The following is a 16,023-nucleotide window of genomic DNA, read 5'->3' as shown; positions in this document are numbered from 1 at the left end:
CATGTCGAGCGACGACACCCCGGTGGTGGCGGTCCGCCAGGCCACCGCCGCGCTGCGAGCAGGCACCGTCACGCGTGCCCTCGACAGCGACGACCTCGGGCTGCTGGGCGCGGAGGCCCGCGGCCTGGTCGAGCAGCTGATCGACGTGCTGCAGAGCGTCGATCGGGCGACCATCGATCCGCGCGACCCGCACACCCGCGACCTGAGCTCGCTGCGCGAGCGGCTCGCGAGCGCCCTGCGCCCCGTCGACGTGGCCGGCGACCCGCGCGACCTCGTCGGGGACGCTGAGGTCAGCGTCGGTCGGCCCGACGACTGACCCGGTGGGACGATGGCGACGTGCCCGAGGGTGACACCGTCTTCCTCGCCGGCAAGCGCCTGCACGACGCGCTGGCCGGCGCGACGCTGACGCGCGGGGAGCTGCGACACCCACGTCTCGTGCAGCACGACCTCGCGGGGCGCACCGTGCTCGAGGTGGTCAGCGTCGGCAAGCACCTGTTCACCCGCTTCGACGACGCCACGAGCCTCCACAGCCACTTCCGGATGGACGGCACCTGGCACCTCTACCGGCCGGGCCGTCCCTGGCGCGGGGGCGGCGACCACCAGATCCGGGCGATCCTCGAGGTCCCCGAGCGCGTCGCCGTCGGTTACCGGCTGCACGACCTCGACCTGCTGCCCACCGCGCACGAGGACACGTGGGTCGGCCACCTCGGGCCCGACCTGCTCGGCGACGACTGGGGACCCGAGGCGGCCGCCGAGATCGAACGACGCCTGCGCGCCGACCCGGCCCGCGAGCTCGGCGCCGCCCTGCTCGACCAGCGGGTGGCCTGCGGGGTCGGCAACCTCTACAAGGCCGAGATCTGCTTCCTCGTCGGCGTCTCGCCGTGGACGCCGGTCGGCGACCTGTCCGACCAGCAGGTCCACGACGCCGTCGCCTGGGCCCGCAAGCTGCTCGAACGCAACGCCTGGCGCCCTGAGCAGTCCACGACCGGCGACCTCGGCGGCAACGCCCAGCACTGGGTGTTCGAGCGCGGCGGGCGCGGGTGCCGCCGGTGCCGCGACGTCGTGCGGACCGCGGGCCAGGCAGAGACACAGCACGCCGAGAGGGGGTCGCCGGACCGCGAGGACCGCATCGCCTACTTCTGCCCCACCTGCCAGCCCGGCCCGCACCCCCCGCTCGAGCGGCGGCGGGGCCGCCGGCCCCAGCAGCAGTCGGGCCGCCAGGCCCGCTACTAGCGAGCACGTCGTCGACGACCGACCCATCCCCCGAGGGAAGCTTCGGAAACCGAAGCATCTCCACGGCGTCGACGACGACCTCACGGGTGCATCCGCGCGCCCTTGACGATCTTGTCGACCGCGTTGCGGGGCCCGTGCACCGCGATGCCGACGAGGTCGAGGTCGTCGCGGCCGACCTTGGCCACCGCGGCGTGGTTGTCGGCGTCGTTGCCCGTCGCGAAGAGGCCGGCGGTGAACACCGCGATGCGCAGCCCGCGCCCGAGGGCACGTCCGTGGGCGGCGCGCACCACGGCGGCGTCGCCGGCGAAGACATCACCGGCTGGCCGAGCATCGGCAGGTAGGCGGTGCCGTCGGCGTCGGCGTCGGGCTCGCCGACGAGCTCGGGGGTCGCCGCGGTGATCCCGCTGACGAGGAACGCGGTGACGTTGAGGGCCTGCCAGCCGGCGAGGTCGTCCCGCAGGACGACGGCGATCTTGGTGTCGAATGCGCTGCTCACCGGGTCAGCGTCACCGGGGCACCCCGCGCCGGTCTTGTACGTTCCTGGCATGGCCGGCCCGGCCGAGCACGTCCGCGCCTGGCGCCCGGCGGTCCCGGGGGTCACCGAGGTGTTCCACGCCCGGTTCACCGAGCACGCCTACCCGTCGCACACCCACGACGCGTGGACCCTGCTGATCGTCGACGACGGCGCCGTCCGCTACGACCTCGACCGCCACGAGCACGGTCCGCTGCCGACGTCCGTGACGCTGCTCCCGCCCCACGTCGCCCACGACGGGCGCTCGGCCGTGCCCGGCGGGTTCCGCAAGCGTGTCGTCTACCTCGACGACACCGCCCTGCACGGTCCCTCGCTCACCGGCCGCGCCGTGGACCGGCCGGCGTTCGACGACCCGCTGCTGCGCCGGCGGATCGACCAGCTGCACCGCGCGCTCGCCCACCCCGGTGAGGAGCTGGCGGCGCAGAGCCGGCTCGCGTTCATCACCGAGCGGCTCGCGGCGCACCTCGGCGACGAGCGCGCCACAGCACCCCGGGACCCGGGCCTCGCCCACCGCCTGCGGGATCTCCTCGACGCCCGCTTCCCCGAGGGGCTCGGCCTCGACGAGGCCGCGCGGGTGCTCCACGCCCACCCGACGCACCTCGTGCGGGCGTTCGGCGCCGAGTTCGGGCTCCCACCGCACCGCTACCTCACGGGACGGCGGGTGGACCTCGCACGCCGCCTCGTGCTCGGCGGGATGCCGCCGGCCGAGGTCGCGACGGCCGCGGGGTTCCACGACCAGCCGCACCTGACCAGGCATTTCCGCCGCGTCACCGGCACCACGCCGGGCCGCTTCACAGCGGCCCGGCGCGGATGACCTCCGGGACCGGAGCTCAGTACTGGCGCGGCGCCTGCGTGTTCGTGTTCTGGGTGGGCTGCTGCGCCGGGGCGGGCTGGGCCTGCGTCGGCTGCGCCGGCTGGACCTGCGGCTGGGCCGCCTGCCCGGCCGGGATCTGCGCGCCGCCGCCCATCGAGGCGCGGATCTGGTCGAGGCGGCTCTTGCCCGCGAAGTCGCGGGTGGACTCCTCCACCTCGAGCATCCGGCCCTGCACGCTGTTCTGCGCCAGCTCGGCCTGACCGAGGGCGGTGGAGTACCGCCGCTCGATCTTGTCGCGCACCTCGTCGAGCGAGGGCGTGTTGCCCGGCGCCGCGACCTCGCTCATCGAGCGCAGCGACGCGGAGACCTGCTCCTGCATCTTGGCCTGCTCGAGCTGGCTGAGGAGCTTGGTGCGCTCGGCGATCTTCTGCTGCAGCATGTTGGCATTGCGCTCGACGGCCTGCTTGGCCTGCTGCGCCGCACCGATCGACTGGTCGTGCAGCGTCTTGAGGTCCTCGACGTTCTGCTCCGCGGTGACCAGCTGCGAGGCGAACTGCTCGGCGCTCTGCTCGTAGCGGCGCGCCGACTCCTCGTCGCCCTTGGAGCGCGCGTCGTCGGACATCACCAGCGCCTGCCGCGCCGAGGCCTGCAGCTTCTCGATGTCGGCCAGCTGACGGTTCAGCTTCATCTCCAGCTGCCGCTGGTTGCCGATCACCGACGCGGCCTGCTGCGACAGCGTCTGGTGCTGACGCTGTGCGTCCTCGATGGCCTGCTGGATCTGGACCTTCGGGTCCGCGTTCTCGTCGATCTTCGAGGAGAACGCGGCCAGGAAGTACCGCCAGGCCTTGACGAAGGGGTTGGCCATCTGCTCCCGCCCAACTCGTGACGTCGATACGGCTCAGGCCGCGACAGCCGCGCCTGGTCTCGCGACCATCGTCTCACCTCCTCGCGGAGGCTTCCACCGACCCGCCCATCGGCGACGATCACGCGGGCCGGACGCTCACACCGATCACACGGCTCAGGCCGCGACGCGCACCACAGGAGACCGCGGACCGCTGGTCGCCCCGCCCGCGAGGCCCACCAGACGCACCGTCGTCGTCCCCTCCACGGGCGCCACGACCTCCTCGTCGGCGTCACGCTGCGGCAGGCCCTCGGGCTCGGGCAGCGCGACCGTGCGCGGCGCGGCGGGCTCCTCGGGCTCCGGTGGGGTGGGGAGGGTGGCGGACATGCGGGCCGACATCCCGGCCGAGGCGTCGTCCCCGGAGGTCGCGGGCTCGAAGGCCTCCTCGACCGCGGAGCGCAGCGCGGCATCCACACCGGGCGCGTCCCCGAAGCCCCGCGAAGCACCGGCACCGACCCCGGCCGGGACCGGGCGCGGCGCGGGACGCAGGACGTCGGCCACCTCGTCGAGCAGCTCGGGCAGCGGCAGGGAGAGCGCCTCGCAGATCGCGGCGAGCAGCTCGCTCGACGGCTCCTTGCGCCCGCGCTCGATCTCGGAGAGGTAGCCCAGGCTCACGCGCGCCTCCTTCGAGACGTCACGCAACGTGCGACGACGCTCGGTCCGGGCGCGACGGATGCTCCCGCCGATGGCCTCCCGCAACAGCAGCGACATGCCACACCTCCCACCACCGGCCGCGCGGGGTTCCCCTGACGGCACCTCGGAGGGAGGGCCGTCGACGACCGTGTCCGTCCACCGTACCGACGCGCGACGATCAGGGAGCGCGTCGCGAGCCCCGCCGCGTTCGCCGAGGGCGAACGCCGCCGGGCCCGCCCTCGGACCCCGCCGTCAGACCGCGCCGGCGCGGGCCCGCGAGCGCAGGCGCAGCGCGCGGACGAGGTAGTCGAAGCCGGTGACGACCGTGACCACCACGGCGGCGACCATCAGCACCGCGACCGCGGGGGCCAGCACCGCCGGCAACGGCATGATCGCGAGCCCCAGCGCGAGCGTCTGCACCACCGTCTTGATCTTCCCGCCGCGGCTCGCCGGGATCACCCCGTGGCGCAGCACCCAGAACCGCAGGAGCGTCACCCCCAGCTCGCGGACGGCGATGGTGATCGTCACCCACCACGCGAGCTCCCCGAGCATCGAGAGCCCGACCAGCGCGGCGCCGGTCAGCGCCTTGTCGGCGATCGGATCGGCGATCTTGCCGAAGTCGGTGACGAGGCCCCACCGGCGGGCGAGGTCACCGTCGAAGGTGTCGGTCAGCGACGCGAAGGCGAACACCGCGAACGCCGCCCACCGCCAGGCCGGGCTCTGGCCGTGGTCGACGAACAGCACGACGAGGAAGACCGGCACGAGGAGCAGGCGCACCACGGTGAGCCCGTTCGCGATGTTGACCAGTGGCACCGGGGCGACCACGCCCGTCGGGGAGGTCGGTCCGCCCGGGCCGGCGTCGGTCACCACGCTCCGGCACCGACCGGCGCACCGGTGGCGGGGTCGGACGCCGGCTCGGTGCCGGGCACGTCGGCGCCGTCGGTCACGACGGCCTGCGCCTCGACCACCAGGTCGATCCCCTCCGCGTCGGTCACCGGCCCCCGGACCACGACGCCCGGGGCCAGCCCGTCGAGCAGCTCGGGATCGCCCTCCAGCCGACACTCGCCGTCGACGTCCGGGCCCTGGTGCGGGGCGCGGCCCACCCAGCACTCGTCGTCGGCGTCGAACCGCTCGACCAGGACCTCCACGGCGGTGCCGACCCGGCGCGCGGCCCGGTCCTCCGCGACGTGCTCGGCGAGCTGGGTGATCCGCTCGACGCGGGCGGCGACCTCCGTCGGGTCGACCTTGTCGGGCAGGCCGAGCGCCTCGGTGCCGTCCTCGTCGGAGTAGCCGAACACCCCGACCGCGTCGAGCTCGGCCTCGGCGAGGAACGCCTCGAGCTCGGCGACGTCCTCCTCGGTCTCGCCCGGGAAGCCGACGATCACGTTCGACCGGATGCCCGCCTCGGGATCGAGCGCGCGGATCTCGCGGCAGAGCGCGAGGAACGTCTCGCGCGACCCGAATCGCCGCATCCGGCGTAGCACCGCGGCGCTGGCGTGCTGGAACGAGAGGTCGAAGTAGGGCGCGACCCGGGGCGTGCGGGCGATCGCGGCGAGCAGCGGCGGGCGCACCTCGGCGGGCTGCAGGTACGACACGCGCACGCGCCGCAGGCCGGGCACGCCGGCCAGCTCGCCGAGCAGGCGCTCGAGCGCGCCCCCGGCAGCCCCGCGGGCGTCGATGTCCTTGCCGTACGACGTGGAGTTCTCGCTGACCAGCAGGACCTCGGCGACGCCGTGGTCGGCCAGCCAGGCGGCCTCGGCGACGACGTCGCGCGGGTCGCGGGAGACGAAGGCGCCGCGGAACGACGGGATCGCGCAGAAGCTGCAGCGCCGGTCGCATCCGGAGGCGAGCTTGAGCGGGGCCACGGGGGCGTCGTCGAGTCGCTGCCGCGGCACCGTCGGCACCCACTCGTGGCCGGGGATGCTCTGGTCGCGCACCGCCTCGGGCCGCTTCACCGGGCTGATCGGCAGCAGCGTGCGGCGGTCGCTGGGCGTGTGGGACGCGAGGGGCCGCCCGGCGAGGACGTCGTCGAGCCTCGACGGCAGGTCGCCGTAGTGGTCGAACCCGAGCACCGCGGCCGCCTCGGGCAGCGCCTCGGCGAGCTCGGCCCCGTAGCGCTCCGCCATGCAGCCGACCGCGACGACCCGGGCGTTGCCGCCGCCCGCGGCGAGGACGGCGTCGACGGAGTCCTTCTTCGCCTGCTCGACGAAGGTGCAGGTGTTGACGACGACGACGTCCGCGTCCCCGTCCGAGCCGTCGGCGGAGGCGCTGACGTCCCACCCCTCCGCGGCCAGCCGCCCGGCCAGCTCTTCGGAGTCGACGTCGTTGCGGGCGCACCCCAGGGTCACGAGCGACACCCGTGGGGGACGCTCATCGGTACCGGGGGAGCTCTCGACCACCTGCCCAGCCTATCGGCCCGGGGGCTGGCCTACCCTCCGCCGGTGTGAGCGTCCGGTGAGCCCCTCGCCCGAGACGGCCGCGCCGGTCCTGCTGAGGCGGGCCCGCACGGCCGACGTCCGCGGCATCAAGACCCTGGTCGACTCGTTCGCCGACGACAACATCCTGCTGCGCAAGCCCCTGGTCACCCTGTACGAGACGGTCCAGGAGTTCCGGGTCGCGGTGCGCGGGCGGGAGGTCGTCGGCTGCGGGGCGCTGCACGTGCTCTGGGAGGACCTCGCCGAGATCCGCACCATCGCCGTCGACCCGCGCATGCAGGGCGCGGGCATCGGCCACGCGCTCGTGGAGGAGCTGGTGGCGCAGGCGCGGGCCCTCGGCCTGCGCAGCCTGTTCGTGCTCACCTTCGAGCTCCCCTTCTTCCAGCAGCACGGTTTCCGCGAGATCGAGGGCTCGCCGGTGGCCCCCGAGGTCTACGCGGAGATGCTGCACTCGGCCGACGAGGGCGTGGCCGAGTTCCTCGACCTCGCCTACGTCAAACCGAACACGCTCGGCAACAGCCGGATGCTCCTCGACCTGTAGGGCGCGTCAGAGCAGGATCGCGGTCAGGCCGAAGACCAGCGCGTTGTTGACGCCGTGGGCCACGACGCCCGGCCAGACCGACCCGCTGCGCCGCAGCAGCACCGCGTTGATCACGCCGAGGACGAACGCGGCGGGCAGCACGATCGAGACGCCGTGGGCGAGCGCGAAGACCAGGGCGCTGCCGAGCACCGCGACCCAGGCGCCGTAGCGGCCGAGGGCGGTGGTCACGACGCCGCGGAAGAGCAGCTCCTCGCCGATCGGGACGAGGACCGCGCCCAGCAGCATCATCAGCGCGAAGGTGCCGAACGCGCCGGTGACGCCGGGCAGGAACCCCTCCTGCGGGTTGGACGTGTCGCCGCTGGCGAGGACGTAGCCGACGACGATGACGCGGTTGACCAGCCAGCCGAGGACCCCGCCGGCGGCGCCGAGCAGCAGCCACCGCCACGTCGTGGCGCGGACGCCGAAGGCCGACCAGGAGCGCACGCGGACGACGGCGGCGACCGCGAAGGCCCCGAGCGCCGCGGCCCCGGCCACCCCGACGGAGACCACGGCCAGCAGCGGCGAGCCCGGGACCACCGTCCCGGCGAGGACGACCAGCGCGAGGACGGTGAGGGCGACGTAGCCGAGCGCGCCGACCGCGATCTCGGTCCACCCCGGCCGGGGGCGCGTCGTCCCCTCGTCCTCCGACACGGACTCGGACGGGACAGCCCCGGACGGGGTGCGGGGCTCGGGTGCGGATGTCGTCGACACGATGTCTCCTCCTCGGGCGGGACTCCGACGACGCTAGGGCGATGAGGGGGCGGTGATCGTCCGTCGCGGTGGGGATCCCCGGCCCTCGCCCTCCTCCTCGAGGAGGAGACCCGCCGCCCGCCGCGGCAGCCGGGCCGCGACGCGCCACCCGTTCCCCGCCGGCCCGGCCTCGACCGATCCGCCGACCAGCGCGGCCCGCTCCCGCATCCCCACGAGCCCCAGCCCGGAGCCCTCCCGGGACGCCCGGTGGCCCGGCTGCGCCCCGGCGTCGACGACCTCGACGGCGACCGCGTCCTCGTCGTGGCGGACCGTGACGCGCGTCGGCGTGGGGCCGGCGTGCCGCAGGGTGTTGGTGAGCGCCTCGGTGAGGATCCGGGCGGCGAACACGTCGGCCTCGGGGCGGTCCGGAGGGGCGGTCCCGACGACCTCGACGGTCACGGGCAGTCCGGCGTCGCGCACCGGGGCGGCGAGCGCCTCCACCGCGACGGCGTCGAGGCCGGCGTCGTCAGCAGACCCGGCGCCCGTGCCCGCGAGCAATGGCGGCAGCGCCGACGCGATCCGCTCGCCGGCCTCGCCGATGGCGGTCAGGGCCTCCGCGGACGGGGCCACGCGCGCGGCGTGCAGGGTCACCACCAGCGCCGACAGCTCGTGGGCGAGGACGTCGTGCAGCTCGCGGGCGAGGCCGAGCCGCTGCAACCGGACCGCGCGTTCGGCGCTCGCCGCCTCCCGCGCCTCCGCGCGGCGGGCCTCGGCCTGGGCGTGGCGGCGGTGGAACACCCCGAGACCCCAGATCGCCGGGACGAGCACGTAGGACAGGGCCCAGCTCGCGCGGCTGGCGGTCAGCGACGCCGGGAGGTCGGCGATCGTCACGGTCGTCGCGAGGACCACGGCGGTGCAGCCGGCCACCGTGACCGCCGACGGCACGAGCCCCGCCCCGAGCCCCGCGCCGTAGACGAGGATGCTCCACGCGCCCTCGGTCACCAGGTGCGTGCTGCCGAGCGCCGACGCCGCGCACGACCCTGCCGTCGCCACCACGAGCGCCGGCAGCGGGGCCCGGCGCCACCAGGCCACCGACAGCACCTGCACCACGAGCGGCAGCAGCGCGAGCGGCCGCCCGGGGTCGACGTCGAGCATCCCGACGAGGTCGGCCGCGGCCCCGGGCTCGAGGTGGGGCGCCGCGGCGTCGGCCAGCACCGCGAGCAGCGCCACCACGGCGCCGAGGACCCCGGCGAGCACGAGGCCGCCGCGGCTCGGGAGCCACGACGTCCCGTGCTCGTCGGCGGGCGTCGCGACCGGCACCGGCACGGCCTCGGCCGGCTCGTCGCGCAGCAGGCCCAGGGCCCGCCGCATCCCGGCGAGGGCCGCGCGCGCCTCGCCGGCGGTGGCGGTCAGCCGGTCAGCGAGGTCGGGGCCTGCGGGGTCGGCGGCCAGCGCCCCGGTCCGTGCCACGACGTGCTCGACGCGGACGGCGACCAGGCCGCGCAGGTCCCCGGCGAGCCGGTCGCGCTGCTCGGCGAGGGCGTCGGCGAGCCGGTCGCGCTCGTCGCGCCGCCGCTGGGCCCCGAGCCGCTCCGCCCGCAGGCGCGCCACGATCCCGAGGGCCCCGGCGACGGCGAGCACCGGGAGCAGGGACGCCGCGAGCCCGACCGCGACGCCGAGCGCCGTGTCGACCTCCCCCGGCTGCAGGACGACGCCGACGAGCACCGGGACGACCAGGGAGGTGCCCACGACCGCCACGGCGCCGGGCAGCGGGCGGGAGCGGCGGACCACGGCGAAGAGGAGGACCGCCCAGGTGTAGAGGGTCAGCGCCGAGCCCACGATCCACGCCGCCGGGACGACGCTCGCCGCGTAGACGAGCAGGGCCGCGATCGGCCGCTCCCGGCGCCACAGCACCGGCAGCGTCTGCACCGCCCCGGTCACCAGGGCGGCGACGATCGGGACCTCGCCCGGGTCCTGGGCCGCGAGCGACAGCGCCGCGATCGCCACCATGACGAGCAGGACACCCGCCACCACCGCGTCGACCGGCCGCAGCTCGGGCAGGAACGCCTGGAGCCGGCGGCTCACGACGGCCGGGCCGGCACCAGGCCCTGTTCGAAGGCGTGGACGACGAGCTGCACCCGGTCGCGGCGTTCCAGCTTGCGCAGCAGGTGCGCGACGTGGGTCTTCACCGTCGACTCGGCCACCACCATCTCGGCGGCGATCTCGGCGTTGGACAGCCCGCGGGCCACGAGCACCAGCACGTCGTGCTCGCGGGCGGTGAGGCCCTCGGGCGGCCCGGACGGAGTGGGGGCGACCGGCTCCTGGGACACCCAGTCGCGCACCAGGCGCGTGGTCACCGACGGCGCGAGCAGCGACTCGCCCGCGTGCACGGTGCGCACCGCGCGGACCAGGTCCTCGGGGTCGGAGTCCTTGAGCACGAACCCGCTCGCCCCGCCCCGCAGGGCCCGCCGGACGTAGTCGTCGACGTCGAAGGTGGTCACGACGAGCACCCGCACCTCGGGGTGCGCCGCGGTGATCTCCTCGGTGGCGGACAGGCCGTCCCCGCCGGGCATCTGCACGTCCATCAGGACGACCTCGGGGCGCAGGGACGCGACGGCCAGGACGGCCGCGGGCCCGTCCCCGGCCTCCCCGACCACGTCGATCCCGCCCGACGCCGTGAGCACCGTGCGGAAGCCGGTCCGGACGATCGGCTGGTCGTCGACGAGCAGCACCCGGATCCCCACGGCGATCATCGTGCCAGCACACGCTCCCAGCCCGCGCGCTGCTCGGCGCCGTAGTGGTGCCCCGACCCGGCCGGCGCGCCGACGGCCCCGAGGAGGTCGACGGAGGTCTGCACGAACGAGACGACCGGCAGCCAGGGCCGGGCGACGGGCCGCTCCGGCGGCCTCACGAGGAGCCACGGCGACCACACGACGGCGGGGTCGGTCGGGTGCGCGAGCGTGACCGCGCCCGGAGACGGCGGCGTGTCGGCCGGTGGCCCGACCCAGAACGCCCTCTCGGCCCGCTCGGGGTGGCGCGCCCACGCCTGCGCCCCGGCCAGGGCCCCGAGGCTCTGGCCGTAGAGCAGGACGCGGGTGCCCGCCGGCCGGTGCCGGGCGACGGCCGCCAGCAGGGCATCGGTGGTGGCGATGGCCTCGTCGCGGGCGGTCAGGTACGAGAGCCAGCTCGGGGCGTCGTCGTAGGCGACGGTCACCGAGGCGACGTCGCCGTCCGTGGCGTCGGCGAGGGTGTCCAGGGCAGCGGCGTCGACCCAGCCCGACCCCGTCGGGACCACGACCACCAGCGTCCGGCGCGCCAGGCCGCCCTCGGCGGCGAGCCGGTGGACCGCCGTCTCCGCCCGGTCCGCGGGAGCGCCCGGCCCGAGGGCGAGGTCCACGTGCACCGGCCTCGTCCCGGGCGCGGGTGCGACGGCGGACGTCGGCGACGCCACCGCTCGCGGGGTGTGCGCGAGCGGGACGACGGCCACGGCGACCAGGAGGACCGCGGGCACGACCGCCACCCGCGCGATGCCGCCCCGGGCGGCGAGCAGCACGACCGTCCCGAGCACCACCGCGGGCGCCCAGCCGACCGGGTCGAGGCCCAGGTCCACGCTCTGGACGTCCTGGAGCCCGAGGGTGACGGCCACCCAGGCCGCGGTCACGACGACACCGACGGGACCCAGCGGTGCGCGCCCCCGACCGAGCCAGGCGCCCAGCGACCACAGCACCCCCGACTCCACGACCTGTACGAGCACCCCGCGCGGCAGCAGCGGCGGGTAGGTCGACACCGCCAGGAGGAGCGCGCCGATCACGTCGTGTCCCGGACGAACGGGCCGTGCTCGACGACCGGGACGCTCCAGCCCTGGCGCCAGGAGTTCGCCGTGACGACGACGTCGGCGAGGCCCGCGAGGAGGTGGCAGCGGGCGGGATCGACCCCGCTGGTGTCGCAGGCACGGCCGAGGTCCCGGGCGAGCTGCGCGTCCAGCGCCTCGCGGGCCCACGGCCCGAGCGCCCCGCCCACGGCGGCGGCGTGGCGCAGCAGGCCGTACCCGAGGTCGTGGGCCCGGCAGGCGTCGTCGAACGCGAGCGGCAGCGCGACCGGCGAGGAGCACGACCCGTCCGGGTCGACGAGCATCCCGCCGGTCACGACGGGCGGGCGGTCCGCCGCGGCCAGGAACGACGCCGGCAACCGGGCGGCGGCCCGGTCGGGGCCGGTGAGATCCGCGACCGCGCGGGCCGACGCGGCGTCCTCGGGGCCGTGCTGGGTCACCGTGGCGCGCCCGGTGCCGGTGGAGAGCAGGAGCACCCCGAGCGCGACGAGGACGGCGAGCACGACGGCGGTCCCCGACGGCCGGACGCGGGCCGCATCGGTGCTGGTCATGACCCGGAACGATCATCGTCGGTGCCGTCGCCGGGCGTCGTGCCACGGAGCCGTCCTCGCGGGGCCACCCCGGGTCCGTGGAGGGGTGCTGGTCATACCCAGGGGTGAGGCCGCGGGCGCTACCCGGGAGTGACGACACGGCCCGTTCGGTCCTCCTACTCTCCGGCCATGGACGGCACCCGGGTCGCGCGACGGCGTCGCTGGTCGTGGGCCGGGCGTGTCGTCCTCGCGCTGGTCCTGCTGGCGATCGCCTGGCCGACGTCGCTGAACGAGCTCGCCGTCACGCCCGCGACCGCCCTGCCCGTCGCCCTCGTCGTGGCCCTCCCCGTGCTCGCCGCGCCGGAGCACCCGTGGCGCGCCTGGGGGGCGTCGGCGCTCGGCGCCCTGCTCATCGCGCTGCTCGTGGGTCCCGCTCCCGGACACGCCGGCGGGGTCCAGGCGGTGCACCTGGTGGTCCTCTGCGGCCTGACCGCGCTCGTCGTCGGCCGGTGCGCGCCGTGGGCCGCCGCCGTCGCCGCGGTCGGTCTCGCCGGGGTGTTCGTCCTGGCGACCGGCGCGGCGCCCGAGGGGTTCGGGCTCGCCGTCTTCTGGACGGCGGTCGTCCTCGCCGTCGGGCTGCTCCTGCGCCGCGTGCTCACCCAGCGCCGCGAGATCGCCGTGGTCGAGGAGCTCCGCGCCGACGAGGAGTCCCGCCGCGCCGTGCTCCAGGAGCGCGCCCGCGTGGCCCGCGACCTGCACGACGTCGTCGCGCACTCGATGTCGATGGTGGTGGTGCGCGCCGAGACCGCCCGCTACCGCCTCCCCGCCGTCGACGAGGCGTCCGCCGACGAGTTCTCCGCGGTCGCCGACGTCGCGCGCCAGGCCCTCACCGAGCTCCGCGGTGTCCTCGAGGTCCTGCGCACCGACGACGAGAGCCGCCGGTTCGCCCCGCAGCCGACGGTCGCCGACGTCGACACCCTGCTCGCCGCGACCTCCGAGGCCGGCGTCGACCTCGCGGTGACCACCACCGGCGACCCCACGTCCACGGGCCCCGCCGCCGCCCTGTCGACGTACCGGATCCTCGCCGAGGCCCTGGCCAACGCGTCCCGCCACGCCGCGGGCGCCCCGGTCGCCGTCACCCTCGACCACGGACCCGAGGCCGTCCGCGTGCGCGTCGTCAACGGCCCGGGCCGCGACGCGACGGGTCCCGGCTCCGGCCTGGGGCTGCCCGGGATGCGCGAGCGGGCCGCGGCGGTGGGCGGCGAGCTGACCGCCGGCCCCACCGACGACGGGGGCTTCGCGGTGGACGCTCGCCTGCCGGTCGGCAGCGCCGTCGGGGTCGCCCCGTGACCCGCGTGCTCGTCGTCGACGACCAGGCGATGGTCCGCGAGGGCTTCGGCGCGCTCCTGGCCGCGCAGGAGGGCCTCGAGGTCGTCGGGCACGCCGCGGACGGCGAGGAGGCCGTCGAGGCGGTCGACCGCCTCTCCCCCGACGTCGTCCTGATGGATGTCCGCATGCCGCGCCTCGACGGTCTCGCCGCCACCCGGCGCATCGTCGCCCGTCACGGCGCGGTGCGGGTCCTCATGCTCACCACGTTCGACGTCGACGACTACGTCTACGAGGCCCTGCGCGCCGGGGCCAGCGGCTTCCTCCTCAAGGACGCGCCGGCCGAGGAGCTGGTTCGCGCGGTGCGGGTGGTCGCGGGCGGCGAGGCGCTGCTGGCGCCGTCGGTCACCCGCCGGCTCATCGCGGAGTTCGCCAGCCGCGCCGTGCCCGCCCGCGCCGTGTCCGCGCGGATCGACGTGCTGACCGCCCGCGAGCGCGAGGTCCTCGTCCTCGTCGCGCGGGGCCTGTCGAACGGCGAGATCGCCGCGCAGCTCGTCCTCGCCGAGCAGACGGTGAAGACCCACGTCGGGCGCATCCTCACCAAGCTCGACCTCCGCGACCGCGTCCAGGCCGTCGTGCTGGCCTACGAGACGGGGGTCGTGAGCGCCCGGCTCGACCAGCATCAGGACGGCCGCTCGCGGTGAGTCCTCCTGCAGACGCTTCGGTTTCCGAAGCATCCGGCCGGACCGGGAAGCCCCTCAGCACACCTGTGGGGCGAGCGCTCAGATGTCGTCGTCCGGCACGCGGGTGTCGTCCGGGTCCTCGCCCTCGCCCCCACCCGCCGACGGCGCAGGCTCGCCCCGCAGCGACGCGAGCAGGTCGGGCAGCTCGTCGGGCTTGAACAGCACGTCGCGTGCCTTCGAGCCCTCGGACGGCCCGACGACGGCGCGGGTCTCGAGCAGGTCCATGAGCCGCCCGGCCTTCGCGAAGCCGACGCGCAGCTTGCGCTGGAGCATCGAGGTCGACCCGAACTGGCTGGTGACGATGAGCTCCGCCGCGGCCACGAGCAGCTCGAGGTCGTCGCCGATGTCGGCGTCGATCTCCTTCTTCTCGCCTGCGGCCTCGGTGGTGACGCCTTCGGTGTAGTCCGGGTCGGCCTGTTCCTTGCAGTGCTCGACGACGGCGCTGATCTCGTCGTCGGCGATGAACGCGCCCTGCAGGCGGTTGGTCTTGCCCGCACCCATGGGCAGGAACAGGGCGTCGCCCATGCCGATGAGCTTCTCGGCGCCGGGCTGGTCGAGGATGACCCGCGAGTCCGTCAGCGACGACGTCGCGAACGCCAGCCGCGACGGCACGTTGGTCTTGATCAGACCGGTGACGACGTCGACGGACGGGCGCTGCGTCGCGAGCACCAGGTGGATGCCGGCGGCGCGGGCCTTCTGCGTGATCCGGACGATCGCGTCCTCGACGTCGCGCGGGGCGGTCATCATGAGGTCGGCGAGCTCGTCGACGATGCACATGATGTACGGGTAGGGCCGGTAGACGCGCTCGGAGCCGAGCGGCGCGGTGATCTCCCCGGAGCGCACCTTGCGGTTGAAGTCGTCGATGTGCCGCACACGGTTGGCCTGCATGTCCGTGTAGCGCTGTTCCATCTCCTCGACCAGCCACGCCAGCGCGGTCGCGGCCTTCTTCGGCGAGGTGATGATCGGCGTGATCAGGTGCGGGATGCCCTCGTAGGGCGTCAGCTCGACCATCTTCGGGTCGATGAGGATCATCCGGACCTCGTCCGGCGTCGACCGCGTGAGCAGCGAGACCAGCATCGAGTTGACGAAGCTCGACTTACCGGAGCCGGTGGAGCCGGCGACCAGCAGGTGGGGCATCTTCGCCAGGTTGGCCGTGACCATCCGGCCCTCGATGTCCTTGCCGAGCCCGATGACCATCGGGTGGGTCTCGGCGCGGGCGGTCGGCGAGTTCAGGACGTCGGCCAGGCGCACCATCTCGCGGTCGGCGTTGGGCACCTCGATGCCCACCGCGGACTTCCCCGGGATGGGGGCGAGCAGCAGGATCCGGTCGGTCGCGGCGGCGTAGGCCAGGTTGCGGTGCAGCGCGGTGATCTTCTCGACCTTCACGCCGTGCCCGAGCTCGACCTCGTAGCGGGTGACGGTGGGACCCCGGGTGAAGCCGGTGACCTCCGCGTCGACCTTGAACTGCTCGAGGACCCCGGTGATCGCCTCGATCATCGCGTCGTTCGCGGCGCTGCGGGCCTTGGGCGGGTCGCCCGGGATCAGCAGGTCGGGCGGAGGCAGGCGGTAGTCGTCGTCCTCGCCGGGCTCGCGCTGGGAGCTGAACGACGCCGCGGCCTGCGGGTCGGGCTCGGTCTCCGGCGGCGCGGTCACGTCGGGCACCACGGCGGGTGCCGCCGCGGCCGGCTTGCGCTTCTTCGCGGGCGGCGCGGGGCGGCCGTGGGCTCGGCGACGACGGCCGCGGCGCCCTCGGGGGCGTCGTGAGGTCGGGCACGGC

General features: G+C 75.5%; 15 protein-coding genes and 2 pseudogenes. 6 read left to right on the top strand and 11 right to left on the bottom strand.

The genetic code is table 11. The features are described 5' to 3' along the window. The first annotated feature begins 1 nt into the window (after position 1). Positions 2-316, top strand: a complete 315-nt coding sequence (locus ACQPYN_RS11535; RefSeq protein WP_433036907.1) for a hypothetical protein — start codon at positions 2-4, stop codon at positions 314-316. Between the two features lie 20 nt (positions 317-336). After that, positions 337-1,233 (top strand): DNA-formamidopyrimidine glycosylase family protein, encoded by an 897-nt coding sequence (locus tag ACQPYN_RS11530; RefSeq protein ID WP_433036905.1) that lies wholly within the window; start codon positions 337-339, stop codon positions 1,231-1,233. An 80-nt stretch (positions 1,234-1,313) separates the two neighbouring features. Here ACQPYN_RS11530 and ACQPYN_RS11525 read toward each other — a convergent pair. Continuing rightward, positions 1,314-1,780, bottom strand: a pseudogene (locus ACQPYN_RS11525) (DUF2000 family protein). On the opposite strand from ACQPYN_RS11525, the gene ACQPYN_RS11520 reads away from it, so the two are divergent. Then, positions 1,779-2,579, top strand: coding sequence for an AraC family transcriptional regulator (locus ACQPYN_RS11520; protein WP_433036903.1), 801 nt, complete (start codon positions 1,779-1,781; stop codon positions 2,577-2,579). The pseudogene ACQPYN_RS11525 and the gene ACQPYN_RS11520 overlap by 2 nt on opposite strands. A gap of 16 nt (positions 2,580-2,595) precedes the next feature. Here the strand turns inward: ACQPYN_RS11520 and ACQPYN_RS11515 are convergent, their stop codons facing one another. From ACQPYN_RS11515 to rimO, 4 genes are all read right to left on the bottom strand, one after another. Then, positions 2,596-3,444: a PspA/IM30 family protein gene (locus ACQPYN_RS11515; RefSeq protein ID WP_433036901.1), complete on the bottom strand. Its 849-nt coding sequence runs from the start codon at positions 3,442-3,444 to the stop codon at positions 2,596-2,598. Positions 3,445-3,597: 153 nt separating this feature from the next. Then, a complete protein-coding gene (locus tag ACQPYN_RS11510; RefSeq protein ID WP_433036899.1) occupies positions 3,598-4,191 on the bottom strand; it encodes a helix-turn-helix domain-containing protein in 594 nt (197 codons plus the stop codon). A gap of 174 nt (positions 4,192-4,365) precedes the next feature. After that, positions 4,366-4,983, bottom strand: a complete 618-nt coding sequence (pgsA, locus tag ACQPYN_RS11505; protein ID WP_433036897.1) for a CDP-diacylglycerol--glycerol-3-phosphate 3-phosphatidyltransferase — start codon at positions 4,981-4,983, stop codon at positions 4,366-4,368. Continuing rightward, positions 4,977-6,470 (bottom strand): 30S ribosomal protein S12 methylthiotransferase RimO, encoded by a 1,494-nt coding sequence (gene rimO, locus ACQPYN_RS11500; RefSeq protein WP_433036895.1) that lies wholly within the window; start codon positions 6,468-6,470, stop codon positions 4,977-4,979. The genes pgsA and rimO overlap by 7 nt, the downstream gene beginning before the upstream one ends. 97 nt (positions 6,471-6,567) lie before the next feature. On the opposite strand from rimO, the gene ACQPYN_RS11495 reads away from it, so the two are divergent. Next, positions 6,568-7,089, top strand: coding sequence for an amino-acid N-acetyltransferase (locus tag ACQPYN_RS11495; RefSeq protein ID WP_274189175.1), 522 nt, complete (start codon positions 6,568-6,570; stop codon positions 7,087-7,089). A 6-nt stretch (positions 7,090-7,095) separates the two neighbouring features. Here the strand turns inward: ACQPYN_RS11495 and ACQPYN_RS11490 are convergent, their stop codons facing one another. The 5 genes from ACQPYN_RS11490 to ACQPYN_RS11470 all read right to left on the bottom strand — a co-directional run bounded on the left by ACQPYN_RS11490 (position 7,096) and on the right by ACQPYN_RS11470 (position 12,198). After that, positions 7,096-7,779, bottom strand: a complete 684-nt coding sequence (locus tag ACQPYN_RS11490; RefSeq protein WP_433036893.1) for a lysostaphin resistance A-like protein — start codon at positions 7,777-7,779, stop codon at positions 7,096-7,098. Between the two features lie 93 nt (positions 7,780-7,872). Next, on the bottom strand, positions 7,873-9,903 hold the full coding sequence (locus ACQPYN_RS11485) for an ATP-binding protein (protein ID WP_433036891.1): 2,031 nt from the start codon (positions 9,901-9,903) through the stop codon (positions 7,873-7,875). Then, positions 9,900-10,571 carry a response regulator gene (locus ACQPYN_RS11480; protein WP_433036889.1) on the bottom strand — a complete coding sequence of 224 codons (672 nt, stop codon included), beginning with the start codon at positions 10,569-10,571 and terminating at the stop codon, positions 9,900-9,902. The genes ACQPYN_RS11485 and ACQPYN_RS11480 overlap by 4 nt, the downstream gene beginning before the upstream one ends. Then, entirely contained in the window at positions 10,568-11,629 is a 1,062-nt protein-coding gene (locus ACQPYN_RS11475; protein ID WP_433036887.1) for an alpha/beta-hydrolase family protein, read from the bottom strand. Before ACQPYN_RS11475 ends, ACQPYN_RS11480 begins: the two co-directional genes overlap by 4 nt. Then, positions 11,626-12,198: a hypothetical protein gene (locus ACQPYN_RS11470; RefSeq protein ID WP_433036885.1), complete on the bottom strand. Its 573-nt coding sequence runs from the start codon at positions 12,196-12,198 to the stop codon at positions 11,626-11,628. The genes ACQPYN_RS11475 and ACQPYN_RS11470 overlap by 4 nt, the downstream gene beginning before the upstream one ends. Before the next feature lie 168 nt (positions 12,199-12,366). On the opposite strand from ACQPYN_RS11470, the gene ACQPYN_RS11465 reads away from it, so the two are divergent. Next, positions 12,367-13,527, top strand: coding sequence for a sensor histidine kinase (locus ACQPYN_RS11465; protein ID WP_433036883.1), 1,161 nt, complete (start codon positions 12,367-12,369; stop codon positions 13,525-13,527). Next, positions 13,524-14,207: a response regulator gene (locus ACQPYN_RS11460; RefSeq protein WP_433036881.1), complete on the top strand. Its 684-nt coding sequence runs from the start codon at positions 13,524-13,526 to the stop codon at positions 14,205-14,207. The genes ACQPYN_RS11465 and ACQPYN_RS11460 overlap by 4 nt, the downstream gene beginning before the upstream one ends. Before the next feature lie 78 nt (positions 14,208-14,285). Here the strand turns inward: ACQPYN_RS11460 and ACQPYN_RS11455 are convergent. After that, positions 14,286-15,818: pseudogene (locus tag ACQPYN_RS11455) on the bottom strand (DNA translocase FtsK); the annotation flags it as partial. Positions 15,819-16,023: the final 205 nt, after the last annotated feature.

The organism is Actinomycetospora sp. CA-053990, assembly GCF_050948445.1.
Lineage (GTDB): Bacteria > Actinomycetota > Actinomycetes > Mycobacteriales > Pseudonocardiaceae > Actinomycetospora > Actinomycetospora callitridis.
Note: the sequence above shows the minus strand (reverse complement) of the source record. Positions and strands in the feature narration are given on the sequence as shown.

Coding starts and splice junctions, on each gene's coding strand:
- ACQPYN_RS11535 (WP_433036907.1), top strand. CDS start 2: ATGTCGAGCGACGACACCCCGGTGGTGGCGGTCCGCCAGGCCACCGCC.
- ACQPYN_RS11520 (WP_433036903.1), top strand. CDS start 1,779: ATGGCCGGCCCGGCCGAGCACGTCCGCGCCTGGCGCCCGGCGGTCCCG.
- ACQPYN_RS11515 (WP_433036901.1), bottom strand. CDS start 3,444: ATGGCCAACCCCTTCGTCAAGGCCTGGCGGTACTTCCTGGCCGCGTTC.
- ACQPYN_RS11510 (WP_433036899.1), bottom strand. CDS start 4,191: ATGTCGCTGCTGTTGCGGGAGGCCATCGGCGGGAGCATCCGTCGCGCC.
- ACQPYN_RS11480 (WP_433036889.1), bottom strand. CDS start 10,571: ATGATCGCCGTGGGGATCCGGGTGCTGCTCGTCGACGACCAGCCGATC.
- ACQPYN_RS11470 (WP_433036885.1), bottom strand. CDS start 12,198: ATGACCAGCACCGATGCGGCCCGCGTCCGGCCGTCGGGGACCGCCGTC.
- ACQPYN_RS11465 (WP_433036883.1), top strand. CDS start 12,367: ATGGACGGCACCCGGGTCGCGCGACGGCGTCGCTGGTCGTGGGCCGGG.